General features: G+C 53.2%; 21 protein-coding genes. 18 read left to right on the forward strand and 3 right to left on the reverse strand.

Going from position 1 to position 26,825, the window contains the following annotated elements; translation table 11 throughout:
• Positions 1–92: 92 nt before the first annotated feature.
• Positions 93–986, reverse strand: a complete 894-nt coding sequence (locus tag ABID47_RS16880; protein WP_354498376.1) for a LysR family transcriptional regulator — start codon at positions 984–986, stop codon at positions 93–95.
• Positions 987–1,124: 138 nt separating this feature from the next.
• Here ABID47_RS16880 and ABID47_RS16885 point away from each other — a divergent pair, with 138 nt between their 5' ends.
• From ABID47_RS16885 to ABID47_RS16915, 7 genes are all read left to right on the forward strand, one after another.
• The gene (locus tag ABID47_RS16885; protein ID WP_354498378.1) at positions 1,125–1,874 is read left to right on the forward strand and encodes an SDR family NAD(P)-dependent oxidoreductase; all 750 of its coding nucleotides are present in this window, start codon (positions 1,125–1,127) and stop codon (positions 1,872–1,874) included.
• 534 nt (positions 1,875–2,408) lie between these two features.
• Positions 2,409–3,884 (forward strand): PTS mannitol transporter subunit IICB, encoded by a 1,476-nt coding sequence (locus ABID47_RS16890; RefSeq protein ID WP_354498380.1) that lies wholly within the window; start codon positions 2,409–2,411, stop codon positions 3,882–3,884.
• A gap of 84 nt (positions 3,885–3,968) precedes the next feature.
• Positions 3,969–6,140, forward strand: coding sequence for a BglG family transcription antiterminator (locus ABID47_RS16895; protein ID WP_354498382.1), 2,172 nt, complete (start codon positions 3,969–3,971; stop codon positions 6,138–6,140).
• 5 nt (positions 6,141–6,145) lie between these two features.
• Positions 6,146–6,583, forward strand: coding sequence for a PTS sugar transporter subunit IIA (locus ABID47_RS16900; RefSeq protein ID WP_354498384.1), 438 nt, complete (start codon positions 6,146–6,148; stop codon positions 6,581–6,583).
• Positions 6,580–7,719 (forward strand): mannitol-1-phosphate 5-dehydrogenase, encoded by a 1,140-nt coding sequence (locus ABID47_RS16905; RefSeq protein ID WP_354498386.1) that lies wholly within the window; start codon positions 6,580–6,582, stop codon positions 7,717–7,719. Before ABID47_RS16900 ends, ABID47_RS16905 begins: the two co-directional genes overlap by 4 nt.
• Positions 7,720–7,782: 63 nt before the next feature.
• On the forward strand, positions 7,783–9,507 hold the full coding sequence (gene ptsP / locus ABID47_RS16910; protein ID WP_354498388.1) for a phosphoenolpyruvate--protein phosphotransferase: 1,725 nt from the start codon (positions 7,783–7,785) through the stop codon (positions 9,505–9,507).
• A 3-nt stretch (positions 9,508–9,510) separates the two neighbouring features.
• Positions 9,511–9,774 (forward strand): HPr family phosphocarrier protein, encoded by a 264-nt coding sequence (locus ABID47_RS16915; protein WP_076166519.1) that lies wholly within the window; start codon positions 9,511–9,513, stop codon positions 9,772–9,774.
• 82 nt (positions 9,775–9,856) lie between these two features.
• Here the strand turns inward: ABID47_RS16915 and ABID47_RS16920 are convergent, their stop codons facing one another.
• Positions 9,857–11,593, reverse strand: coding sequence for an ABC transporter ATP-binding protein (locus ABID47_RS16920; protein ID WP_354498390.1), 1,737 nt, complete (start codon positions 11,591–11,593; stop codon positions 9,857–9,859).
• Positions 11,594–11,921: 328 nt separating this feature from the next.
• Here ABID47_RS16920 and ABID47_RS16925 point away from each other — a divergent pair, with 328 nt between their 5' ends.
• Positions 11,922–12,191 carry a YrhK family protein gene (locus ABID47_RS16925; protein WP_105443203.1) on the forward strand — a complete coding sequence of 90 codons (270 nt, stop codon included), beginning with the start codon at positions 11,922–11,924 and terminating at the stop codon, positions 12,189–12,191.
• A 160-nt stretch (positions 12,192–12,351) separates the two neighbouring features.
• Here ABID47_RS16925 and ABID47_RS16930 read toward each other — a convergent pair whose 3' ends face one another.
• Entirely contained in the window at positions 12,352–13,608 is a 1,257-nt protein-coding gene (locus tag ABID47_RS16930; protein ID WP_435530642.1) for a cytochrome P450, read from the reverse strand.
• Between the two features lie 421 nt (positions 13,609–14,029).
• Between ABID47_RS16930 and ABID47_RS16935 the strand changes: the two genes are divergently transcribed.
• The 10 genes from ABID47_RS16935 (at position 14,030) to ABID47_RS16980 (ending at position 26,824) form a co-directional block, all read left to right on the forward strand.
• Positions 14,030–15,031 (forward strand): BadF/BadG/BcrA/BcrD ATPase family protein, encoded by a 1,002-nt coding sequence (locus ABID47_RS16935; protein ID WP_354498394.1) that lies wholly within the window; start codon positions 14,030–14,032, stop codon positions 15,029–15,031.
• Positions 15,032–15,468: 437 nt separating this feature from the next.
• A complete protein-coding gene (locus tag ABID47_RS16940) occupies positions 15,469–16,518 on the forward strand; it encodes an NDP-sugar synthase (RefSeq protein WP_354498396.1) in 1,050 nt (349 codons plus the stop codon).
• Positions 16,515–17,681: a glycosyltransferase family 4 protein gene (locus ABID47_RS16945; RefSeq protein ID WP_354498398.1), complete on the forward strand. Its 1,167-nt coding sequence runs from the start codon at positions 16,515–16,517 to the stop codon at positions 17,679–17,681. Before ABID47_RS16940 ends, ABID47_RS16945 begins: the two co-directional genes overlap by 4 nt.
• Before the next feature lie 13 nt (positions 17,682–17,694).
• Positions 17,695–18,810 carry a glycosyl transferase gene (locus tag ABID47_RS16950; RefSeq protein WP_354498400.1) on the forward strand — a complete coding sequence of 372 codons (1,116 nt, stop codon included), beginning with the start codon at positions 17,695–17,697 and terminating at the stop codon, positions 18,808–18,810.
• 604 nt (positions 18,811–19,414) lie between these two features.
• Entirely contained in the window at positions 19,415–20,377 is a 963-nt protein-coding gene (locus ABID47_RS16955) for an ABC transporter permease (RefSeq protein WP_354498402.1), read from the forward strand.
• A 12-nt stretch (positions 20,378–20,389) separates the two neighbouring features.
• Complete coding sequence (locus tag ABID47_RS16960; RefSeq protein WP_354498404.1) at positions 20,390–21,262, forward strand: carbohydrate ABC transporter permease; 873 nt, start codon at positions 20,390–20,392, stop codon at positions 21,260–21,262.
• A gap of 82 nt (positions 21,263–21,344) precedes the next feature.
• Complete coding sequence (locus ABID47_RS16965; protein ID WP_200630766.1) at positions 21,345–22,976, forward strand: ABC transporter substrate-binding protein; 1,632 nt, start codon at positions 21,345–21,347, stop codon at positions 22,974–22,976.
• 157 nt (positions 22,977–23,133) lie between these two features.
• Entirely contained in the window at positions 23,134–23,940 is an 807-nt protein-coding gene (locus ABID47_RS16970; RefSeq protein ID WP_354498407.1) for a Nif3-like dinuclear metal center hexameric protein, read from the forward strand.
• Between the two features lie 107 nt (positions 23,941–24,047).
• Positions 24,048–24,722 (forward strand): GntR family transcriptional regulator, encoded by a 675-nt coding sequence (locus ABID47_RS16975; RefSeq protein WP_076166482.1) that lies wholly within the window; start codon positions 24,048–24,050, stop codon positions 24,720–24,722.
• A 26-nt stretch (positions 24,723–24,748) separates the two neighbouring features.
• Positions 24,749–26,824, forward strand: a complete 2,076-nt coding sequence (locus ABID47_RS16980) for an alpha-glucuronidase family glycosyl hydrolase (RefSeq protein WP_354498409.1) — start codon at positions 24,749–24,751, stop codon at positions 26,822–26,824.
• Position 26,825: the final 1 nt, after the last annotated feature.

Below are 26,825 nucleotides of genomic sequence, written 5' to 3' on the forward strand. Positions count from 1 at the left end.
GACTTCCTTTCCCGAATTAGTTGTATATCATCAAATAAACTGTAACAAAAATAGTTATCGATGTAAAGCGCTGCAAACTATTTTTTTCCAAATTAATGATCCTGCTGCGGGTAGAGCTTTTGCATGGTATCCAAGAAGCCTCGGAGAAGAGGAGAGATGTGGTCCTTTTTCCATACAAAAGACATCCTGTATGCGGATTGGCTAACTCCAAGTACAGGCTTATATGCGAGATCGGGTCGCAGATGCCTGGCAGATTCATGAATCAGGGCAATGCCGAGACCCGATGAAACGAGCGACAACAACGTATGCATTTCGTCGGCCGTTTGAACAATGGCTGGACTGAACCCTGCCTCCATGCATACTTGAATCATGGTATCGTAATAAACCTTTCCTACTTCCCGGTTGGTAGTAATAAACGATTCCCTGCTTAATTCGCCGATATGCACAGTATGGCGGTTACCCAATGGATGTTCGGGAGGGAGTGCGACCCAGAAAGGCTCGCTCCGGATGGAGTATGACATAAGAAGTGGCTCGTTCACGGGAATGCCTGTAATACCGATGCTAAGCGTGCCATCCAACAGAGCTTCGATTTGGGAAGATGAATGTAAATGGCATGGTGTGATTTGGACTTCGGGATATCTTTGACGGTACGCAGAAATGACCTGAGGAAGAATGTCCCAAGTTGCGGATTCCACGAATCCGATCCTGAGTTCTCCGATCATCCCCGAAAATGCGCTCCTAACCTTGTCCACGGCACGTTCCGCGTGGTGGAGCAAATTTCTGGCTTCCTCATAGAATAAACTTCCGGCCGCTGTCAGCGAAACACTACGTTTGGTACGGATAAACAAGGCCCCGCCAAGCTCCTGTTCGAGTTGGCGTATCTGCTGACTAAGAGCAGGCTGGGCGATTCCCACCCGATCGGCTGCCCGTCCAAAGTGAAGTTCTTCGGCCAAAGTGACAAAATATTTGAGCTGCCGCAGTTCCATAACGATCCTCCAATTCCCTTTTTTAATAAGTAAAACTTATTACAGAAATATAAAACCGATATTTCGCTTATGATCGGATTGATATTACAATAGAATTCATCCAAAGTCACACACATGGCGAAGGGAAAGGTGATCAAGATGACTTCAATGAAACGTACAGCGATCGTAACTGGCGGAAGCAGTGGAATCGGATTCTCGATTGCTCAAAGGCTCATACAAGAAGAAATCGGTGTCATGATCCTTGGGAGACACGAAACTTCCCTGAGGGAAGCATGTAAGCGGCTGGGCGAAGGCGCTTCATGGGTACAAGCGGATGTATGCCGTCGTGAAGATGTACAGCGGGCCGTCGAGGAGGTAGTCCACCAAAACGGACGTTTAGATATAGTGATTAACAATGCAGGTTTCATGGGTGAGGCCGTTTCTACCGGAGTGCCTCTTGAAGATTCCGAGCGGTTCTGGGATGACATTATTGGCGTGAACTTGAAGGGGGCATTTTTGATGACGGCTGCCGCAGCGCCATACCTGGCAAGTCCGGGCGGCAGGATAGTCAATATCAGCTCGATCGGCGCGTTTACAGGTGGAAGCGGCCCCGGATCCCTGGCATACGCCGCCTCGAAATCCGGGCTCCATGGCCTTACGTACGCTGCAGCCCGAGAGCTGAGCGTCAGAGGGATAACGGTGAATGCCGTGGCTCCAGGCTTGATTACGGATACCGGTTTTGGCCACCGTGAGGATAAACTGCAGCAGCTGATCCCGAATATTCCCGCCGGACGTCCGGGGACGCCGGACGAGGTAGCCGCCGCGGTCTTGTACTTGATTTCGCCGGATGCATCTTATGTCACTGGAGAAATTCTGAACGTCAACGGCGGATGGCTTTTTGGAAGATGACGTCTTTCATGACGGATATGGCCAACACATACACACGCTAGCGCCCTAAACCAGGGCGCTTTTTTTAATATCAGAAAGTATAAACTCCAGAGCCATGGCTTCCTGATATTGCAAGAAAAACTTCCTTTAGAGGCGGTCTGTCTTCTGTGAAGGTACGTCGATAGACGTTTTTTTTATTTTGTGAAAAATCGGTAATTTCTGAATCAGGTCCACTTAATGGGAAAACCTACCCATGATCAGGTTCCAGAAAGGAAAACTTAATCTGGGAAAATTACAGATTAAACGAATGCAATCACAGCTGACCGGAGTGAACTTAGCACGTATGTTTCCCCTGATGTCATCCTCACCAGGGCCAGAAAAAGCCTGATACATCAAGGGTTTAGGCAGGATTCATAAAGTTTTGTCATCAGGGCTCCTGACAATATAGCGTTTTCATTTTATTGAGTGTCAGGTTGATGTCGGCTAGGATGGATATAGGACGAACGACGTATTGCAAAATACGGTTCGACAAAAGTTTACAAGGAGGTTATCCTCATGGCCCAATCCACATCTTCCTCCGCATCCGGTGCCGCCCGGGTCGGAGTTCAAAAATTCGGGCGCTTCCTGAGCGGCATGGTCATGCCGAACATCGGAGCGTTCATCGCGTGGGGCTTGATCACGGCACTGTTCATACCGACCGGCTGGATCCCGAACGAGTATCTCGCGAAGCTGGTCGACCCGATGATCAAGTACCTGCTCCCGCTGTTGATCGGATACACCGGTGGTACGATGGTGCACAAGCAGCGCGGCGGCGTGATCGGTGCCCTGGTCACGATGGGCGTCATTATCGGAACCGACATTCCGATGTTCCTCGGCGCGATGGCCGTCGGACCAGGAGCTGCATGGGTGCTCAAACAGTTTGACAGAGCGGTCGAAGGCAAAATCAAGTCCGGCTTCGAAATGCTGGTCAACAACTTCTCGCTCGGCATTATCGGCGGTGTGCTCGTCCTGATCGCATATTCGATCGTGGGACGCATCATCGAAGCCGTCACCAACGTGCTCTCCTCCGGCGTCGAGTTTCTGGTTCATCACCACCTGATTCCGCTCGTCAACATTTTGATCGAGCCGGCGAAGGTGCTGTTCCTGAACAACGCTATCAATCACGGGGTGTTGAGCCCGATCGCGATTGAACAAGCGCAGACCGCGGGCAAGTCCATCCTGTTCATGCTTGAATCGAACCCGGGTCCCGGACTCGGTATCCTGCTCGCTTACATGATCGTAGGCCGCGGATCCGCCCGTCAATCTGCACCGGGTGCGGCGATCATTCACTTCTTTGGCGGGATTCATGAAATTTACTTCCCGTACATTCTGATGAACCCACGCCTCATTCTGGCGGCAATGGCCGGCGGCGTGACAGGCACATTTACGTTCTCGCTGCTGAACGCGGGACTCGTTGGCCCGCCATCTCCGGGCAGCATCATTGCTTACCTGGCCATGGCGCCGCGGGGAGAAATCCTACCCGTACTGAGCGGGGTCATCACCGCTGCGATCGTATCCTTCGTCGTGGCTGCACTTCTGCTGAAAACCAGCAAGAAGACGGAAGAAGACCAGGACGATCTTGAAGAAGCAACGAAACGTATGAAAGACATGAAAGCTGCAGGAACTCCGGCTGCTGCGGCGGCCGCTGCGGCAGAAGGGGCGAAAGAAGCAACAGCTCCTTCGGCGGCAAGCACGGCTGAAGGGCAGAAGAGCAAAGACGAGGTTCACAAAATCGTCTTCGCCTGCGACGCCGGCATGGGCTCCAGCGCCATGGGCGCTTCCATCCTTCGCAAGAAGATGAAAGCCGCCGGATCGCCGATCGAGGTCACGAACACGGCGATCAGCGACATTCCGTCCGACGCGGATATCGTTGTCACGCATAAAACGTTGACCGACCGTGCTCGCGGCGTAGCACCGAAAGCAGAGCATATTTCCATCGACAACTTCCTGAAGAGTCCGGAATATGACGAGCTTGTCGAACGCTTGAAATAACTATAAAACGCTTGAGGCGAATGGATGCGGGCATATGTGCCGGCGTCCAAGCGCCTTTTGCGGCCGTTTTGGAGGCTAAGGGGCATGGAATTGTCACACCGTGTAAGACAGATCTTGGATTTGCTGCTGCGAAGCCCTTCGGAGAGTACAGTTGCCGAAATTGCCAGCAGCATTCGGGTCAGCCCGCGGACAGTGCACAGGGAGCTGGACACGGTCGAGAGTTATCTGCATCGGCACGGGATTACGCTTCACCGGAAAGCCGGTTCCGGCCTCAGTGTAGAAGGTGACCCTTCTCAAATTGAACAAGTCCGATCGGAGCTGCTCATGCCCGCCGAGATCGAATATTCGGCGGATGAACGGCAGATATACCTCCTTGCCCGGCTGCTCGGTTCGCGGGAACCGGTGAAGCTGTTTACGCTTGCCCACGAGATGAAGGTCACGGTACCGACCGTAGGAGCGGATCTGGACGATTTGACCGACTGGATCGGCAAACAAGGCTTGCTGCTGATCCGTCGGCGAGGTTATGGAGTGGAAATTACCGGCTCGGAGCCCTTGATCCGCGAGGCGATTCGTACGCTCGTCCGCTTCCGGCTGGATGACTTGTCGCTTATCGGGTACTCGGAGCAGAATCCGCATCATCCAGTGGATGCCCGAATCGCCTCAATGGCCGGGGCGGACCGCATTTCAGCGATCGAAGAAACCTTATGGAAGTGGGAGGAGCGGCATCAGGAAGAATCCTTCAGTGAGGAAGCCTATACCGATCTGCTGATCCGGCTGTCCATCGCGGCAGCCCGCATTCGCAAGGGCATCACAGTCACTGAAGCGGAAGCCGACCGCCTCATCAATCTGCGGCGGTTTGACCGGCCATCTGCTATGCCGGCTCAAGACCATAAAATGAAGTCTGCTGAACTTTTATGCGATGAGTTGAGTGAAGTTCTGAACATGGAATATTCGCTGCCTGAAGTGAGATATACAGCAGAACTTCTTGAAAGAGCCTTGGCTCATTCGACAGGAATGCTTCCGGCGGACGATCTGGAGCTTGCCGGCACGGTCCGGTCGCTCATCCGCAAAATGAGGGAACTGGATGCGAACGACTACACCGCTGACCGCTCCCTTCGGGACGGTTTGTTCATGCATCTGAAAGCGGCGATGGAACGAATCACAGCAGGGCAGCGGATCCGGAATCCGCTGCTGGATACGATCCGCAAGGATTATGCCGAGCTGTTCGGCCGGGTCCGGCAGGCAGCGGACGCCGTTTTTCCTTCCGTCCGCATCCCGGACGAGGAGATCGCTTTTCTGGTGATGCATTTTGGAGCCGCGCGGGAGCGGATCGGCCAGATCCCCCAGCATATGCGTGCGGTGATCGTATGCACGAGCGGGATCGGCTCTTCGAAAATGCTGGCAGTTCGGCTGCGCAAAGAATTTCCGCAGCTCCAAATCGTCGAGCAGGCTTCATGGTATGAGGCCGCAAGGATACCGAGAACGGACTATGATTTGATCATCAGTACCGTCGATTTGCCGCTGCCGGAGGAACAATATTTGAAGCTGAGCCCGCTGCTTACCCCAACCGAAGCGGAGAAGCTCCGGGATTATATCCGGCACCACGGCGTGAAGCCGCTGCCGGACGGACTATCAGCGGATGCCGAGCCGCTGCCCGGATTACTGGAAGATTTGGCACCGGAGCTGAGAGAGTGGCCTGCCGGACGCCGGGAAGCGGCCGGCACAGCCGATATCGACGGCTTGCGTTCATTACACCAAACCCTTCAGCAAAGCATTGAGCTCTTGGAAGCTTTTCGTGTGCTGCCGCTGCGGATCGAAGGGCAGCCGAGCCTTGATCAATGGCTGATTGCCGCCTGTACAGCGCCGGCGCTTCGGGACGTGATCATCGACCCGGAAGCGGTCGCGGCACTGCTGATTCAGCGGGAACAGCACGGGACCCAGCTGATTCCCGGTACGGAGCTGGCGCTGTTTCATACGCGCAGCAATGCGGTGAAACGGCCGGTACTGATGCTCTTTGAACTGGATCAGCGGCTCAGGCTGGATGACTCAGGTGATGTTGAGCTGTCGCGCTTTTTGCTGATGCTGGCTCCGCGGCAGCTCGAGCGGGAAACCCTGGAGGTGCTGAGCGAAATCAGCGCAACGCTGCTGGACACGGATATGATTGAAGCCCTTGCGGAGGGGGATGAAGGGCGCATCAGGGAACTATTGTCCGCCCATCTCCGTGCATACTTAAAAAACAAATTGGAAAGAGAGTGATCATCATGAGTATTTTATCCGCAGATCAAATTCGTGTGAACGTTAAAGTATCCGACAAGTATGAGGCCATTCGCCTTGCCGGACAAATGCTGGTTGATGCCGGACATGTGGAACAGGAATATGTCGATAAGATGATTGAACGCGAAAATGCCTTGTCCACTTATATGGGCGCAGGCCTGGCCATTCCCCATGGGACCAACGAAGCCAAAGGAATGATCAAGTCGACTGGACTGGCCGTGCTGCAAATTCCGGAAGGGGTCGATTTTGGAGGGGATGAGCCGGCGGTACTCGTCGTCGGGATTGCCGCCCAGAACGGTGAGCATATGGACATTCTGACCAGCGTCGCCATGGTTTGCTCGGATGAGGACAGCATGGAAGGCATCCGTACGGCGAAGACCGCCGAGGAAATTTTGAGCATCTTTGAAAGCGGGATGGAAGAATGAAGGCTCTACATTTCGGCGCAGGAAATATCGGAAGAGGATTTATCGGCTTGCTGCTTTCGCAGTCGGGTTACGAGATCGTATTTTCCGATGTGAACGAGTCGTTAGTGCAAACGATCCAGCAGCGCGGTTCTTACACGGTCACCATTGCCGACGAGAGCGGGAAGCAAATCCCGGTAGAGGGCGTTAACGCCATTGACGGCCGGGATCCAGCAGCGGTTGCAGAAGCAGTGGCTTCCGCCGATATGGTTACGACGGCTGTGGGAGTGAACATTCTGAAACATATCGCGCCGGGGATTGCAGCAGGTTTGAAGCTTCGGATGGAGCGCGGAGCAGCTCCGCTGCATGTCATTGCCTGCGAGAACGCCATCGGCGCCAGCACGCAGCTGAAAGAACATGTCATGGGCCATTTATCGCTCGAAGAGCAGCAAAAAGCGGCTTCTTTTGCAGCCTTCCCGGATTCTGCGGTAGACCGTATCGTGCCGCTGCAGCATCATGAGGATCCGCTAGCTGTCACGGTGGAGCCGTTCTACGAATGGGTGATCAATCGATCCCAAATGTTCTCCGGCTCCCAGGAAATTCAAGGCGTTCATTACGTTGACGACTTGATTCCGTATATTGAGCGCAAGCTTTTCACAGTAAATACAGGTCACTGCAGCGCGGCTTATGCCGGATACCGGAAAGGATATGCGACCATCCAGGAAGCGATGAAGGACGAGGAAGTCGCCGGGCTGGTTACCGGTGCGCTTCAGGAAACGGGAAGCATGCTCGTGCGTGCTTACGGCTTTGATCCTGCGGAGCATGAGAACTATATCCGCACGATCATGGACCGCTTCCGCAATCCGTATTTGAGCGACGAGGTTGTCCGGGTCGGCCGGTCGCCGATCCGTAAGCTGTCCCCGGATGACCGCTTGGTCCGGCCGGCCCTTCGTGCCTGGGAGCAGGGCGGTTCCTTCGAGCATTTGACCGAGGTCATGGCGCTGGCTCTTAAATTCGACTTCGCGGAAGATCCGGAGGCCGTCAAGCTGCAGAGCCTGATCGCGGATCAAGGCGCCCGCCAGGCTTTTGCCGAAGTAAGCGGTCTTGACCCAGACCATACGCTGACCGAGAAAGTGTTGAAGGCCTACAATCATCAATAATCGATCGAAAACAAGCATGTTCACGATAGACGAATTCCAACGTAAAATAAGGAGGTATGGCCCATGAGCCAACTGCTGACCGGCGTGCCCGCATCACCGGGCATCGCCATTGCCAAAGCGTACCGGCTGGAAGCGGAGGAGTCCATCCCGCAGCAGAGAAAGGTCGACGATCCTGCCGCCGAGAAACAGCGTCTTCGCAGCGCAGTGGATGCGGCCAAGGCCGATATCGACCGGATCCGGGAAACGACGCTGGAGCGGCTTGGACCGCAGAAGGCCGAGATTTTCGAAGCTCACCTGTTTCTATTGGACGACCCGGACCTGATCGACACGACGCTGGACCAGATAGAGAGCGAAGGCGTCAACGCGGAATATGCCCTGCACGAAGTGGCTTTCAGCATCATCGAAGCGCTGCAGTCCATGGATAACGAGATGCTTCGGGAACGCGCGGCGGACGTTAAGGATATCACGGGACGGGTCATCAGCAAGCTGGAGGGACGGGAGCACAGCGCGCTGTCCGAGCTGAATGCCGAAACGATTCTGATTGCCAAAGACTTGACCCCGTCGGATACGGCCCAGTTAAATCTGGAATTCGTCCAGGGCTTCGTCACAGAGATCGGAAGCCGGACGTCGCATTCCGCCATCATGGCCCGCTCCCTGGAGCTGGCTGCCGTCGTCGGGACCGGTGCGGATGCTTCTGGGATTCGGACGGGGGATATGATCATTCTTGACGCTACGGCCGGGCAGGTCATCGTCAATCCGTCGGATGAGCAGCTCCGCGAATATTCCGTACGTAAGGCAGAATATGAAGAGTATAAGACCCGCATGCGCAGCTACGTGGACCGGCCGTCGGTCACCGCAGACGGCGTTCAGGTGGAGCTGGCCAGCAATATCGGCGGCATTGACGATCTGGAGAAGGTGCTGGCGAACGGGGCGGACGGCATTGGCTTGTTCCGTACCGAATTTCTATATATGGGACGCAGCTCGTTCCCTTCCGAAGAAGAGCAGTATTCTGTCTACAAGCATGTATTGGAGAAAATGAACGGCAAGCGCGTCGTCATCCGTACGCTGGATATCGGCGGCGATAAAGAGCTGCCTTACCTGCAGCTGCCGAAAGAGATGAATCCGTTTCTGGGCCAGCGGGCCATCCGTTTATGCCTGGACAAGGAGGATTTGTTCCGCACCCAGCTTCGGGCGCTGCTTCGGGCCAGCATGCACGGCAAGCTAGCCATTATGTTCCCGATGATCGCCGTCCTGGGTGAGCTTCGTGAGGCGAAGCGGATTCTGGCGGAAGAACGCGCCAAGCTCGAGCAGGAGGGCACGAAGGTGTCCGATACGCTTGAAGTCGGCATTATGATCGAAATTCCCGCTGCAGCGATCGCCGCCGATGTGTTGGCGAAGGAAGTGGACTTTTTCAGCATAGGCACGAACGACCTGATTCAGTACACGATGGCGGCGGACCGGATGAACGAATCGGTTGCCTATCTGTATCAGCCTCATCATCCGTCGATTCTTCGTCTGGTGCAGCTTGTGATCCAGGCAGCTAACCGCCATGGCAAATGGGCCGGCATGTGCGGCGAAATGGCCGGAGATTCGGCAGCGATTCCGCTTCTTCTCGGACTCGGACTGTACGAATTCAGCATGAGTGCCTCGTCCGTACTCCCGGCCAGAGAACTGATTTCCCGCTTGTCCAGAGAGGAATGGGCAGGTTTGGCCGAGCAGGCGATCGGCATGAGCACCCAGCAAGAGGTGCTTGATTTTGTCAACCAACAACTAAGGAGTGAAGCATAAGCTATGGTATCCCAAACTTTTACCGTCATCCACCCACAAGGGTTTCATGCCCGCCCTTCGAAACTGTTCGTAGAGAAGGCAAATACGTTTCCTTGTAAAGTCACACTGTTCAAAGGCGAGAAAAAAGCCAACGGCAAAAGCTCCCTCGGGCTGTTGACCCTGGGCATTGCCGCCGGCGATGAAATCCGGCTGGAAGCCGACGGTGAGCAGGAAGAGCAGGCGCTGCAGGAGCTGGGCCAAATGCTCACCAAAATTTACGAAGAGTAGTCTGAAGCAGCAAAAACCATCCAGAGCCTCAGGGAGAAATCCCTGTTGGGCTGGATGGTTTTTTTTGTAGGGGATCAGCCGGTCACAACTTAAGCTGCATGTTATATAAATGCGCATAGGTGCCGCCCAGTGCCAAAAGCTCTTCATGCGTTCCCTGTTCCGCAATCCCGTCATCGGTCAGCACAATGATCCGCTGTGCATTCCGGACCGTAGACAGCCGGTGGGCGATCACCAACGTCGTACGGTTGTCGGACAGCTTCTCTAGCGACGCCTGTACTGCCTGCTCGCTGTCGTTGTCAAGGGAACTGGTGGCTTCGTCAAAGATGATCACGGGCGGATTTTTGAGAAACACGCGTGCAATGCTGAGCCGCTGCTTCTGACCGCCGGATAACTTGATTCCGCGCTGGCCGATGTCGGTATCATAGCCGTCCGGCAGCCCCATAATGAAATCATGGGCATGGGCCTTTTTCGCCGCCTCGATGACTTCCTCGCGGGTCGCCTCCACGTTGCCGTAACGGATATTATCCATAACTGTGCCGGCAAATAAATAGATATCCTGCTGGACGATACCAATGTTCCGCCGGAGGGAGCGCAAAGTCAATCCGCGGATGTCTTTGCCATCCAGAAGAATGGTTCCTCCGCTGACTTCATAAAACCGGGGGATCAAGGAGCACAGCGTCGTTTTCCCGACGCCGGACGGACCGACGATGGCTACGTATTCGCCGGCTTCGATGGTAAGAGACAGGTCGGTCAGCACTTCCCGGTGATCGTCTTTATACTTGAAGGAGACCTGGCGGAATTCCACCTTGCCTTCGGCATGGCCGAGTTCTGCCGCACCTGGCGCGTCGCAGATATCCGGCTCTACCTCCAAAATCTCCATGAACCGGTCAAACCCCGTCATACCTTCCTGATACAGCCTTGCGAAATTCACCATCCGCTGAATGGGCTCGATCAGAATGCCGATGCATAAAAAGAAGGTCAGCAAGTCCGGAAGCTGCATCGACGAGTGGAGGATAGCGGCACCGCCGAAGACGATAACGGCGACGGTAATCAGCTGTGTAAAGCCGATCATTCCGCCGGAGAAAATGGCTTCGCTCTTGTACCCGTCGCTCCGGCTCTGGAGAAAGCGGGCATTGGCCCGGGCGAATTTGCGGATCTCCACGTGCTCGTTCGTAAACGATTTGACCACACGGATACCGGCGAGGGAGTCTTCCACCTGCTCGTTGATGTCCCCGATCCGGTCCCGGCTGATTCGCAGGGCCGCATTCATTTTCCGGTTAAAATAAAACGCGTACGCAGCCATCACCGGCAAAAACAGAAAGACGATCAAGGTCAGCTTAACGTCGATCGCAATCAAAATGATAAACGCACCGGTAAATTTCAAGATCGAGATGAGCAGGTCTTCCGGTCCGTGATGGTACAGCTCGGCAAGGGATAAAATATCGTTTGTGGTCCGGGTCATCAGCTGGCCGGTTTTTTGTTCGTCATAAAAACGGAACGAAAGCTTCTGCAGATGCTCGAACAGTTCGCTTCGCATGTCGCCTTCCATCATCGCGCCCATCATGTGGCCTTTGTAATCCACGAACACCTCGCAGGCAATATGGAGAATGACCAATGCGAGCATCCCTGTACCGACGGCATAGATTTGGGACAGCGCGTCAGAATGAGCACCGTCAAGCAGCTCGGAGGTAATGTAGCGGACGCCGAGCGGAAGAACAAGCGTAATCGCCGACAAAATAAAGGCGCATGCCATATCGGCGGCAAACAGTCCCTTGTAAGGTCTATAGTAGGAAATGAATTTTTTGATTCTGGAATTCAATTGGATTCCTCCCGTAATGCAGGAGGGTTAAAGTATAGTCGCCCTCCCGTTGGTAGGTAAGACGGCGATTTTTTTCATAGAAAACACCCTTTCCGTAAGAATTACTTTCATCATATCCGAACAGGTTTCCATTTAGGAGTAAAATTTGCCTATATCTAAAAATTACTGAAGTGTGGGTACGTTTTATTAACGACTCATGGGATTGATTCATGAAGGATGGGGCGGGTAATGAAATAAAACGCACTTTCTATAAAAAGATGCGGGCTCCTGTGCAGGCAGTCCTCTTTGTGTTACAGAAAGGAGCTGATTTATTATCCGCCATCATCTCATGGAGTTTGAGCAGCTTAAGACGGATGAACATCACTGGCATTGGGTGGTCAAGTTCCGGCACCACCGGCTTGTGGTCCATGAACCCGGCAAGGTTCTGCGGATCGCGAGCGACATCATCATTTCGCTGTGCTACATTGGTGGCAGCATGCTGTTTTTTCAGAAGTCGATGCAAACGGCGGGCGTGTGGCTGTTCGTCATGGGCAGCTTCCAAATGCTTGTCCGCAGCGTGCTGCGCATTCTGGGCAAAATCGATTGGAAACAGCGCTAAGTCATTACGCAAAAAAAGAGGTCTGGCTGCCATGTGAATCCAGGTCCTTTGGCATGGACCCCGATAATGATCATTCAGATGCAAGAGAAAAAGCCGCATTGCTGCGGCTTTTTCTCTGTTCAGGGAAAGCATGGGCTGTGGAACATAAGCCAATTCATATCTAAACACTTCGGACGTTCTGAATGACAATGTTGCTGTGAGGCAGCGACGGAATATCGCTGAAGCTGTAGCTTAAATCCTGCTGTGGCACGTCATAGCTCATCCGGTTGGCCAGGAAGTCGAGGCTCTCCTTCATGATTTCCAGGGTTAGCCATTCGCCGGCGCACCGGTGCCCTGTATCATGATCTCCTCCGCCTTGAGGAATAAACCTGAAAGGGGATCCTCTCCAATGATGAAAACGGTCCGGCATAAACTTCTCCGGCTTGTCCCACAGGTCCGGGTGGTGATTGGTGCCGTACAGGTCCAGCATGGTTAACGTCCCTTGCTCAAATCGATAACCTTTCCAGACAAAATCCTCTGCCACCCGTGCTGCTGTCACGGGGAAGAAAGGATAGAAGCGGCGGACCTCCTGGATAAAGTGGCCAAGCCGCACCTCATCCGATCCGGCCAGCTTTTCCCGCTCTTCAGGCTGCTGAATGACGGCAAGTGCGGTAAAGGCGATATAAATGGAAACGGCGACGATCGGACGAATAATATTCAGCATTTCTACGGCGGCAGTTTTTAAGTCGAGCAGTTGGCCATTCAGATCCCGGTGAAAAGAGATCACGGCCAGTGCCGAATGTTCCGGCGCTGTGAAACGGTTGGCGCGCACGTCCTCAATCAGGCCGCTGACCCAGGACTCCGCCTTGGTTCTGGCGTTCCGGCCTTTCATATAAGTGATTCCAATGGAGGCGGGAGATTCGAACAACGCACCTAACCAGCCCGTTTTCTCTCGTACTTCTTCCGGTTCAAGCGGAACTCCAGCCCATTCGCAGGCAACCCGGCATAACAATTCCTTGGCTTCCTCGTAAATCTCGACTTCTTTCCGCGTTTCAAAGTTTTTCGCTGCAATCTCCCAATATTTTCGGGTCAGCTCCCGTATACGCTGCATCGCGTCGTCGGACATGAGGGACATGAACATCGCTTTCCGGTGGCGATGGGCTTCGCCGTCCAGCGTTTGAACCCCGTTTTCACCGAACAGCGTTTTAATCACGCGTTTGGGTGCCGCACCGAACCGGATAAATTTGTCCTCGTCATAAAACAGCCTTGCGGCTTCTTCCCCGCGCATGCAAATGGTCCGTTCGCCAAGCAAACGCGTCTCGAATACATCCGATTGAAATCCGAGGGTTCGGTTCGTGATGTACAAATAGCCTTCTTTAAGAAAAGCTAAACTATGGTCCAAGCCTTCTTCTGCCGGCATCGGTCTGTTTTCTTCCAACATGAGTGCAACCTCCTTTTACTAATAAACCGCATCATATATACATACCCGAACTGTACTCGATTGATCGTACCCGGCATGGATATGAGAAGGATCTGGATAAACAGGGGTACGAATCAAAGTATTCCCATTCTCACCGAAGGATAACAGGCAGCCGCAATCCAAGATGCTTTGGAGGAAGCGGTCAAAGACCCTTTATTATTCCGGAGTCCTGGGTCGTTCGGAAGGGGTTTGGTCGGTTTTTTGCTGCTTTTTTTGCGAGGATCTTGGATCATTGTTCCTATCGTACAGTCGATACAACGGAGGAGGATATGTAGAGAACTTTGTCGAATTAAACCTAACTAGTAAATAACTTCCATGAAGGCGGTGGTTCTTCCCGGGTTAGTGATTGGGTGGTAGAGATAAGGGGGCAGGGGATTGTATGGCTGGAAGGAAACTGATTATGGGTATCGACGGAGGGGGCTCCAATACCAGAGTGATCATCGCAAGTCCGGATGGAGACATCGCTGCGTACATCGAGGATCAGAAAGCGGCATCGCAGCATCGGGATAACCAGGCTACGGATAATTTCAAGACGGCGATCCGCAAAGCCCTTTCCGTAGCGGGGTGTTCTCCGGGGGAAATTTGCGGCATGGCCGCAGGCATCGCCGGTTACGACCGGGATCAGGATTTAGAATGGGTGAAGGAACTGACCCATTTACCGGAAATGACATGCCCCAAGTGGCACGTAAACGATGCGGTCGCCGCCCATTATGGTGCATTGATGGCAAAGCCAGGCGTCGTGGTGATTTCCGGTACAGGCTCAATTATTTTCGGTATCAATGAAGAAGGGCAATACATACGTAATTACGACTATCATCACTATGCTGCAAGCGCAGCCAGGTTTCTGGCCTATGACGCCGTTTATGAAGCAATTGCCGGACATACGGACGATACTGACGGGCGCCTGGTTCATGATATGCTCTCGCATTGGAATGCAGCCGACCTTGGGGAACTTGCACTCCTGGGCAGGAACGGTTTCCATGATGACCGCCGCGAAAGGGACCGGGGTTTTGGAGCCTTTGCTCCTTATGTTACGGAGGCGGCAGCGGCAGGCAGTTCATTAGCCCAAGCGGTTTGCGACCGGTCCATTCACCAGATCGTGGTCGGCATCCGCTTGCTCGGACGGCATTTTCAGGCCGAAACGCTGCGGGTTGCGTGCATTGGGAGCGTGGCGAACAGCACTTATTTTCAGGGAAAGCTTAAGCGTATCTCCACAGATGATCCGGGAAGACCATTCCGTTTGATGGATCCGCATTTTCCTCCCGTTGTAGGCTCGTTCTTGTATGCAATGGAGCAGCTGGGAATTCCGGTTACAGACAGCGTCCTCAGCAAGCTTGAGCGCACTTTAAACGTAACAAATAGGGGCATCGTAGAATCATAATGCTCGTTCCCTATCGAGTATACAATATCTGGCGTATGAGTAAGGAAATTTGAAAAAACTTGCGAAAGTATACCATGTATTGGCTTTCATGGCGGATACTCATTCATTTCCGCGAGTATTCACTATTGAAAGCAAGGAACGAATTCGTTATTAGTATTAATAGCAGCCTATTTAGGTGAGTGCTAATAATCTGAAGCGGGAGGGGGTTATATTTATATGACCATTCTGTTCGATGATGCGGCACTTGATCCCACCGAGGGGCAAAAGGTCATAGCGGACGGGCTTTAGCGCATAGCGGCTGAAGACCAGACAACTCCAAAACAGAAGTCGTTGATGAATGAATTTTTTACGCTCATGGTGCCATGATCGAGAAAAGGTTCGCCATGCGCCGGCTTCTTTTTTTATGACCGAAAACCGAACTGGAGGGTGATCAACCGATGAAAGCGTTGCTGTTGGCCGGGGGACTGGGCACACGTCTGCGGCCGTTAACCGAACAAATGCCGAAACCGATGGCGCCAGTAGGAAATCGTCCCTGGATCGAACACTTGGTAAGGCAGCTTAGAGATCAAGGGGTGAGGGAATTTGTCCTGGCGCTCAAGCATTACCCGGACCTGATTCGAAACCATTTGGGAGACGGCAAAAAATGGGGGGTCTCCATCGAGTATGTTATAGAGAACGAGACGCTGGGTACTGCCGGCGCCATTAAAAACGCGGAATCGCTGCTTGGCGACTGCTTCCTGGTGTTTAACGCCGATATCGTACAGCATATGAATATTAAACCGCTCATTCAATATCATCAGGAACGGCAGGCGACCGTTACCATCGGGCTGACCGAGGTAGAGGATCCCAGTTCTTTTGGCGTTGTAGACATCTCGGAAACAGGCCGCATAGCCCGGTTTGTGGAAAAACCGAAATCGGGGGAAGCACCTTCGAAACTGATCAATGCCGGAATCTATGTCATGAACAAAGAAGCCTTGAGCTACATACCGGCAGGCCGCGAGGTATCGATCGAAAGGGAAACCTTCCCTCTTCTCATCGAAGCAGGGGAAGGCGTGTATGGCTTCACGATGACCGGATATTGGCTCGATATGGGCACCCGGGAGCGTTACCGGCAGGTGCATTGGGACCTTCTGGATCGGAAATTGAAGCTGCCTCTGCCGGGTAAAGAAAAGACTTCGGGAATCTGGACCGGGAACAGCTGCCGGATCGGCGACGGTGCCCTTTTGATCCCGCCGGTCGTGATCGGAAACCGCGTGCAAATCGGCGATAAAGCCATCATCGGACCGTATACGGTCATCGGGGACGACTGCCGGATTGCCAATAACACCCGGTTATCGGAGACGATTCTGTGGGACGGCTGTCACGTGAGGGAAGGAGCACAGCTGTACCAATGCGTATTCGGATTCGGCTCGGAAATCGGATCCCGGCATATCCTTTACGAAGCTTTTGCGCACCGCATCAAAGAGGAGGAGGAGATTACGGTATGAATCGGATCGCTTATATAGGCACTTATGTGCCTCAAAAATGCGGGATTGCCACCTATACGCATCACTTGCGGCAAAGCGTGAACGGAGCCAGAGGCTGGAAGGGCCAAGATGAGGTTTACGCCGTCAAGCCGGCGTTCAGTTTGTTGGGAGATACGGATCCGATGATCCATGAAGTCGAGAAGGAGGACCGCAAAGCATACCGAAAGCTTGCCGAGCGGTTGAACCGGAGCGACGTGTCCGTCGTTTCGCTTCAGCACGAATTCGGAATTTTCGGCGGGGAAGCCGGAGAATATGTGCTTGATTTGGTCGATCATCTCGATAAGCCGCTTGCCGTTACCTTCCATACCGTATTCGAACATCCGGAAGAGCCGTATCTAAGCATTCAAAAGCGGATTGCCCAGCGGAGCGATCTGATATTGGTTATGAACCGGCTGGCTGCCGGCTACCTCCACCGATCGATGGGTGTGCCGATGGATAAAATCCGATGCGTGCCTCATGGAACACCGGAGCCTGCGGCCGGTTTGCGCGAACGGACGCGGCAATCCATGGGCTGGGACGGACGCAAGGTCATGATGTCCTTTGGTCTTCTCAGCCGGGGGAAAGGATTTGAGTTGATCCTTCGTGCTCTTCCGGATGTCGTTCGAAAAGTTCCGAACGCCTTGTATGCCATCGTGGGGCAGACGCATCCTGAAGTGCGCAAATGGGAAGGCGAGGCGTACCGGCAGGAGCTCGAATCCCTTGCCTGTGAACTGGGGGTGGATGGCCATGTCGTCATGATCGACAGGTTCGTGGAAGAGAACGAGCTGGCTGGGCTGTTATCGGCCGCCGACCTGTACGTCACGCCTTATCCGGGTATGCAGCAAATTACGAGCGGAACGCTCGCTTATGCTGTTGGCTTGGGCCGGCCGGTTCTGACGACGCCGTATGCCTATGCCAAGGATTTGCTGGGGGATTATCCGGAGCTGCTGATTCCTTTCAATGATACGAAGGGATGGTCGGAGCAAATGGGAGCTATTCTTTCCGAAGAGGAAACGGCGAGAAGATGGGAACGGGAAATAGGGCGGATTGGAGGGGATATGCATTGGTCCAAGGTCGGTCAGCTCCATCTGGAGCTGTTCAATGGATTAGCCGCTTCCGTTCCGGAAATCATGAAAGCGAACTGAGGGAGGGGGACCCTTGAATAGTTACCGCATCTGTCCTAGACATCTGGAAAGGATGACTGATGATACAGGTCTGCTCGAGCATGCATTGGGTTCAGTTCCTAGGAGACAGGAAGGATATACAACGGACGACAATGCCCGTGCCCTTTGGGCTTGTTCGGTTATTCAGCGCATGGAACCGGATGCCAGCGAGCGCTGGCTGAAGCTGGCAGACATCTACCTGGCTTTTCTGCTGTGGCTTCAAAAAGAGGACGGAACGTTCCATAACAATGTTGCTTATGACCGTTCTCCTGAACCGGAAACGGCATCGGATGACTGCCATGGGCGCGCCGTATGGGCTGCGGTGAATGCATGGGCCGAGCTGCCGGACGAGGGAAGCAGGTGGGCTGCCGAAACGATCCTGCTCGGGTCGGCCGCTGCCACGCAGCAGCTGCAGTTCCCCCGGGGATGGGCGTATACACTTGCGGCCTACTCCCGGCTCTGGACGGCGAAGGAACGCTATCCGCTCCGAATGACAAGGCCGGAGCTGCTCGAGAAGCTTCAGGCGTGGACGCTGATCGAGCGTTTAGAGGGAAATTTGATGGACCTCTACTCCACGTCGGCTGAGCCGGGCTGGCACTGGTTCGAGCCGCAGATGACCTACGGAAACGGCGTACTTCCATGGGCACTCTTTTCCTCCTATCAAACCACGGGACGCGAAACCGTCCGGCGGGTGGCCAAGGAATCCCTTGATTTTCTTGCCGAACAAATGACGGCAAAGGAAGGCTGGATCCGGCCGATCGGCAACCGGGGCTGGGCCGACCGCGGCCACCGCAGCCGGTGGGATCAACAGCCGCTCGAAGTGATGAAGCTGGCTCTGGCCGCCAGGGAGGCATATCGGGTGGAAGGCAGTCAGGAATATAAGGAGCTTATCCGGCGCTGCCGGGAGTGGTTCCACGGTGAAAATGACTGCCACCGGCCGCTCGCCGATCCTTCAGACGGCAGCTGCTGCGACGGACTGACGCCGAACGGGCCGAACCGGAATAAGGGGGCGGAATCCACGATTTCTTTTTTGCTGACAGAGTATATGTACGCCGAGTTGTATTGTGGTCAAGACGAATTAGAAAAGCGTGCCGAGATGCTGAACATTTAAATCTATGGACGTTTGAATACAAATCCATAGTCTCCATAAGGAATGGAATTCCATGTTTGCGATCAAGCAATAATGTCGAAGAGAAGCAGGTATTGTACGAATGTTTCATATGAAGCGTCAGCTGTGATAGGTCACGGCTGGCGCTTTTTTGGGGTTGGGGATGGCAGTTTTCGTATTCAGCTTTTTCGAAGAGGGCGTAACTTTTTTAAAGTTCTCGAAAGAAAAATATTGAAATCCAGGAAAAGGTCCATTACAATAAAAACAGCTCAACTACCATACTAGTTATACTAGTATTCCAATTTTCTTCTGAACTGCCTCACCATTTTTATTCCGGTCTATCGTTTTTCTAGGTTCAAAAAGCTTTGGAGAACAGAGGTATTAAGTTTTTTTGAAGGTTACTTGTAAGCGCTTTAAGAAAGGGGAGGTCTTTTTCAGGGTTCGACGACCGCACTAAAGCCACACGAATTGTAAGCGGTTTATCCGTTTGCCTGGACCGGGATGAATGTTCATATGTGAAATGGTTGCGCGAGACATCAGACGGATTGGTACGAGAAGTGCAAAAATAACAGCGACATGTTCTGCGCGGATTGGAGTGATCTGAAGAATGGAAACGAAGGCCGCAAGCCCCGTCTTGCCCCAAGAAAGAGCCGTCAAAAAACAGAAGCAGCGTTCTGTAGGAAGGCTTCTTCGCAAAGATTGGCAGTTGTATTCGCTCTTGGTATTACCGGTCATTTACCTGCTCATTTTTAAATACGGGCCGATGATCGGCAACGTCATCGCTTTCCGCCGTTTTGTTCCCGGGGGGAGCATTTATGGAGAGAAATGGGTAGGGTTTCACTACTTCCAGATGTTTATCCAGGATCCGAACTTCTGGAAGGTATTTACGAACACGCTGATTCTCGGTGCTTTGACCCTGCTGTTCACGTTCCCGATTCCGATTATCTTTGCGTTATTGCTTAATGAAGTGAAGAACAAGAAATTCAAGAAATTCGTTCAAACCGCCTCTTACATGCCGCACTTCTTGTCGATCGTCATCGTGGCCGGCATGATCCTGCAGATGACTTCGGCGAGCGGGTCGATCAATGCGCTCATCCGTTTCTTCGGCGGAGACGGTATTAATTTCATGCAGCGGGCTGAGTGGTTCCGGGCGATTTACGTGACCTCCGAGGTGTGGCAGGGCATGGGCTGGGGAGCGATTCTGTATCTGGCCGCATTGACGACGATTGACGAGTCCCTGTACGAGGCCGCGAAAATTGACGGCGCCAACCGCTGGAAGCAGACGCTGCACGTGACGATCCCAGGGATCCTGCCGACCATCGTCACTCTGCTGATCCTCAACATGGGCAGCTTCCTGGCCATCGGTTTTGAAAAGATACTGCTCCTCTACAATCCGGTCATCTACGAAACGTCCGACGTCATTTCTACATATTTGTACCGGGTCGGCCTGCAGTCCAGCAGCTTCAGCTACGCCACGGCCATCGGATTGTTCGAATCGATCATCGGGCTCATTCTGGTGTTTTCAGTCAACGCGATTTCCAGAAAAGTAACGGAAAGAAGCCTATGGTAAGGAGGTCCTCAAGTGAAAGATTCCGTTTCCTATAAAGTGTTCAAAGTCGTCAACACGATCATTTTGCTGCTGGTTGTCTTCATTACGGTATTTCCTTTTATTAACGTGCTTGCCCAGTCCTTCAGCAGCGAGGCTTATATCAATGCGGGGAAGGTCAACCTGATCCCGAGAGGCTTCAATATCGACACGTACCGGACGGTGGCCAAGGACGCGATGTTCTGGACGAACTACAAAAACACCGTCGTTTATACGGTGGTCGGAACGGCCATTTCGATGTTCATGACGACGATCTTTGCCTATGCCTTGTCCAAGAAAAGGCTGATAGGGCGCAAATTTTTGACGATGTTCGCGGTGTTCACCATGTTCTTTAACGGCGGGCTGATCCCGAACTATGTGCTCATTAACAGCCTTGGCTTTGCCAATTCGATCTGGGCGATCGTCGTTCCGGGTGCAATCAGCATCTACAACATGCTGATCATGAAATCATTTTTCGAGAACATGCCGGAGGAGCTGGAAGAAGCGGCTTCGATCGACGGTTTGAACACGTTCGGGATTCTGTTCCGCATTATTCTTCCGCTCAGTAAGGCGATCATGGCCACCATGATGCTGTTCTATGCGGTGGGACATTGGAATTCATGGTTTTCCGCTTTCCTGTACATGGACCAGAAGGAACTGTTCCCGGTCACCGTATACTTGCGGAACCTCATTGCCGGGGCAACAGGTGGCGCCTCCGCGGGGGCGACGTCAGCGGATAACCTGACCCAAATCTCTGCGAACATTAAATCCGTCACGATGGTTCTTACTATTTTGCCGATTCTGCTGATTTACCCTTTTGTCCAAAAGTACTTTGTATCGGGTGTTATGCTGGGTTCCGTGAAAGGATAAATCCGGTCCGGATCGCCGCATTCATTTCATAGCTTTACAGTTCTTTGCAGTTCCGACATTCATTCATGGGGGGAGTAAACAAATGTTCAAGCGTTCTCGTAAAAAATGGGGAATGACGCTGATGGCCGCAGTGATGAGCCTGTCCGTGGCTGCCTGCAGCAACAATCTTGGCAGCAGCGGCGGAGAAGCCAAGGACCAATCCAAAGGCGCGATGGAAAATTACGGCGTTAACGTTTCTTTCAAGGCAACCGAGCCGTTTAACCTGCCGATTCTTTTCAGCGACCAGCCGGCCTACCCTTACAAGAAGGACTGGATGCTGTTCCAGGAAATCACGAAAAGAACGGGCGTCACGCTTCAGCCAACGATCGTTCCGATGAGCGATTACAGCCAGAAGCGCTCGCTGCTGATCAGCTCGGGAGACGCTCCGCTGGTCATTCCGAAAACGTATCCCGGGGAAGAAGCTTCTTTTGTGTCATCCGGTGCGATTTTGCCGGTAAGCGATTACATTGATATGATGCCGAATTTTAAGGATAAAGTCGAAAAATGGGGCATGGAAAAGGAGCTGGACGGACTCCGGCAGGAGGACGGTAAATACTATGTGCTCCCTGGCCTGCATGAAGAGGTATGGCCGGATTACACGCTGCTCGTGCGGACCGACATTTTTGAGAAGAACAACATTCCGATTCCTGCTACCTGGGATGAGCTGTATACCGCTCTCAAGAAGCTGAAGGAAATTTATCCGGACTCGATTCCGTTCTCCGACCGGTTCCAGTTCAACAGTACGCTGAACATCGCGGCGACCGGATTCGGAACGAAGGCCGGCTGGGGATTCGGCAACGGTCTCACTTACAAAGCGGACAAGGACGAGTTCGTGTACACGTCCACGACGCCGGAATACAAAAATATGCTGACGTATTTTAACAAGCTTGTATCCGAAGGCCTGCTGGACAAAGAAAGCTTTACGCAAACGGACGATCAGGCGACTCAGAAGTTCGTATCCGGTAAATCGTTTGTGATCAACGGCAACTCCCAGACCGTCGTGCTGCATCGCACGGACATGAACAAATCGCTCGGAGAGGGCAAATTCTCCATCGCCAAAATCACGGTGCCAGGAGGACCTGCAGGTCAGCTGATGTCCGGCTCCCGTCTGGAGAACGGCGTGATGATTCTGGCCAAAGCCAAGGAAAACCCGAACTTTAAGGCGATCCTTCAGTTCATTGACTGGCTCTACTACAGTGACGAAGGCGAAGAGTTTGCCAAGTGGGGTGTTGAAGGGGTAACGTATACCAAAGAGAACGGCGTCCGGAAGCTGGTCGACGATATCAACTATAACGGCCTGAACCCGAAAGGAACGAAGGACCTGCGTATCGATTACGGCTTCTCCGGAGGGGTGTTCGCCTACGGCGGTACAACGGAGCTGCTGCAATCGATGTTCAGCGACGAAGAGAAAAAGTTCCAGGAAGATATGAAAAAGACGAAAACCGTCGTACCGGCCGAGCCGCCGATCCCGTATTCCGTAGAAGACCGCGAGCAGGCGACCCTGCTGAGCACGCCGCTGAAAGACTACTCGGATCAAAACACGCTCAAATTTATCCTCGGCGAGCGACCGTTGTCCCAGTTCGACGCATTTGTGAACGAGCTCAAGGGACAGGGTCTGGATAATTATGTTAAGCTTGCCAACAAGACGTATAAAGCTTATAAAGAAAAGAAGTAAGTCGGTAAGTCGTCATAAACACGAACTAATCTGAAGTTACACGAATCGGGTTGCCGTTTCGCCAGCGAAATGGCAGCCTGTTTTCAACTCGCCGGGCGTTATGCCGTATTAGCATGACATCCACCACGAACATCCATGCTTTTCATGGTCCGAAGGAGTGAATGGTTTGCGTGTTACCGCTCAGGAGGTCGTAACGTATTTAACGGAACCCGCCGGGGATTTGGAATCCCGGATCGACCGGATCATCGCCGGATCTCTCGAAGCGGAGGTCCGCGGAATCGGGGTCGCTTTCATCGCTTCCCATGATATTGTCCTTGAGGCCATCCGGCTTGGGGTGAATCTGCTGGTTACGCACGAAGGGGCTTTTTACAGTCATCAGGAACAGAAGGGCTTCGCTCCGGAAGATCCCGTTCATGCGGCAAAGCGGAAGCTGATCGAATCGGAGGATATGATCATTTACCGGTTTCACGATCATCCGCACAGTTATCGGCCGGATATCATCACGGCGGGACTGATCGAAGCATTGGGATGGCAGGATTATGAGCACCGGGATCTCGGAACGGCTTCCGTTGTGCAGCTGCCGCAAAGCCGTAGATTATCTGACATCGCCGAGCATGTAAAACAGAAGCTGAATCTGCCCTATCTGCGCGCCGTCGGCGATCCCAAGACAGTCTGCGGGCAAATCGGAGTTGCTGTCGGGTACAGGGGAGGTGGACAGCACGCGATCCCGTTATTCGAGCAAGAACGTCTGGATTTGATGATCATCGGTGAAGGGCCGGAATGGGAAACACCCGAATATGTCCGGGATGCATCCGCGCAGGGACGAGCCAAAGCGCTGCTTATGCTGGGTCATGCCGCCAGCGAGGAACCGGGGATGAAGCTGATCAGCGAACGGCTTGCCGGCAGATTTCACGGACTTCCGGTCCACTTTATTCCAAGCGGTTCGATGGTAGAAATCCTGTAAGTGTCCGCAGTGTGTCCGACTAAATTATTTTTAAAAAAAGAATGTTTGGCAGTCATTTCAACCTTCGCGTGTTGTGAAATGAAAGCAAGTAGAAAGAGGTAACCGTAATGTCGACAGAGCAGAAAATCAAGGGTTCCACCAGGGCTTATTCCTATAACCTGCTGAGGGAAAGAATTCTTCATTTGGAGCTCGAACCCGGCACCAAAATTTCGGAGAAGGAAATCGCAGACGAGCTGAACGTCAGCAGAACGCCCGTCAGGGAAGCGTTTATGAAGCTGGCGGAAGAAGAACTGCTGGACATCATCCCGCAGAGCGGCACCATTGTGTCCCGCATTAACCTGAAGCATGTGGAGGAAGGCCGGTTTATCCGCGAGAAGCTGGAAAAAGAAATCGTGGCGCTTGCCTGCGACCAATTGGATAAAGACGCCCGGTTCAAGATTGAAGCGAACATTGCCATGCAGGATGTTTGTGCAGGGCAGAACAATTTCTACAGGCTGTTTGAGCTGGATGAAGAGTACCATCAGATCCTGTTTGACGCCACCGGCAAACAGCGGACGTGGAAAATGCTGCAGCAGCTGAACATTCATTTTAACAGGCTGCGGCTGCTCCGGCTCTCCAAAGACTCCAACTGGGAAAATATTATTCGTCAGCATAAGGAAATCTACCAGCTGATCATTCAGCAGGATAAAGAACACGCGATGAAGGTGATGGAGCAGCATCTCCGCCTAGTCGTCGTGGAGCAGGACTTTTTAAAAGAGAAATATCCGCATTATTTTATATAAAGATCATCGGGAGGGACGAGAAGCTCATGGCGCAAGAGGCAAGGCTTCCATACTCGTCAGCGGATCAGGGCTGGCTCAGCTATACGAAAAATGAATCACTCGCCGGGATGAAGGAACTGACCCAAATCGCGGTATATGGCAATTCGGATGTGATCGATTCCGCGCTCGCCGAACTCACGCACGGCATTCGCGAAATGACAGGCACCCTTCCTACCATCGTGTCAGACCCGGATCGGCAGGCATCGAACCTGATCCGGCTTGCTTTACTCGAGGAGATCGGTGTACCGGAAGAATGGATGGATGCAGCACGAATCAAGGATCTGGGGGAAGAAGGGTATGCCATCCGGCGTCATCCCGAGAACGGCGGCGGTTCGCTGTATGTGATGGCGAATACGGACAGGGGCCTCTTGTACGGCACATTTCATCTGCTGCGGATTCTGCGGACCGGACAGGAACTGGACCAACTGGATGTGACGGACAGCCCGCGGAATCCGCTGCGCATGATGAACCATTGGGACAATATGGACGGTTCCATTGAGCGGGGGTATGCCGGCAGATCGATCTTTTTTCATGATAACCGGTTTGTTGAGGATGACGCCCGTATCCGGGATTATGCCAGGCTGATGGCCTCCATCGGCATCAACGGCATCGCGATAAACAACGTCAATGTCCACCGAACGGAAACGCAGTTGATTACTCGGCAGTTTCTGCCGGACGTGGCGAACGTGGCCGGGATTTTCCGCCGTTACGGCATTCGATTGTTTCTCAGCGTCAACTATGCAAGCCCGATGGAGCTTGGCGGACTGGACACGGCCGATCCGTTGGACTCCCGGGTGGGCGATTGGTGGAAGGAAAAAGCAAAAGAAATATACGAATATATTCCCGATTTCGGCGGATTTGTCGTAAAGGCGGATTCGGAGCATCGTCCGGGCCCGTTTACATATGACCGTACGCATGCGGACGGTTCGAACATGCTGGCGGAAGCGCTGGAGCCGTTCGGCGGGCTCGTCATTTGGAGATGCTTCGTGTACAACTGTCTTCAGGATTGGAGAGACCGGTCAACGGACCGGGCCCGCGCAGCTTACGACCATTTTAAACCACTGGATGGACAGTTCAAAAACAACGTCATTCTCCAAATCAAAAACGGTCCGATAGACTTTCAGGTCCGTGAAGCGGTATCCCCGCTCCTTGGAGCCATGCCCGGCACGAATCAGATGCTGGAGTTTCAAATCACGCAGGAGTATACGGGGCAGCAGAAGCATCTGTGCTATCTTGTTCCCCAGTGGAAAGAAATCCTAGATTTTGATACGTTCGCCCATGGCCAGGGCACCGAGGTCAAGAAAGTGGTTTCCGGGGGGATCTACCCTTATCGAGCCTGCGGGATTGCCGCCGTCATTAACGTGGGAGATGACCACAATTGGACCGGGCATACGCTGGCGCAGGCCAACCTTTACGGGTACGGCCGCCTCGCCTGGAATCCGGATCTGACCGAAAAGGATATCACGGACGAATGGATTCGTCTTACATTTGGCGATGATTCCTCGGTTTTTGAGGAAGTGAAGCGCATGCTTGCAGACTCATGGCATATTTACGAGAGCTACACCTCACCGCTTGGCGTCGGCTGGATGGTCAACCCGGGGCATCACTATGGACCGAATGTCGACGGGTACGAGTATTCGGTGTGGGGAACGTATCATTTTGCCGATTGTCACGGCATCGGCGTAAACCGGACGGTCAAGGACGGAACCGGCTATGTCTCCCAATATTTCCCCGAAAATGCACAGCGGTATGAATCGCTGGATTCGTGCCCGGATGAGCTGCTGCTGTTCTTCCATCACGTTCCGTACAGCCATGTGCTTCATTCCGGCAAGACGGTGATCCAGCATATTTATGACACCCATTTCGACGGTGTGGAGGGTGTGGAGCAGCTGATCGGGCGTTGGAGCAAGCTGGAAGGTCATATCGATGAATGGCGCTACCGGAATGTCTGGGAGCGGCTGCATATTCAATTGGACCATGCCAAAGAATGGCGGGATGTCATAAATACGTACTTTTACCGAAAATCCGGTATTCCGGATGCAGCCGGCAGAACCATCTATTAGT

Origin of the sequence: Paenibacillus favisporus, from assembly GCF_040545415.1 — a bacterium.
Lineage (GTDB): Bacteria > Bacillota > Bacilli > Paenibacillales > Paenibacillaceae > Paenibacillus_AQ > Paenibacillus_AQ favisporus.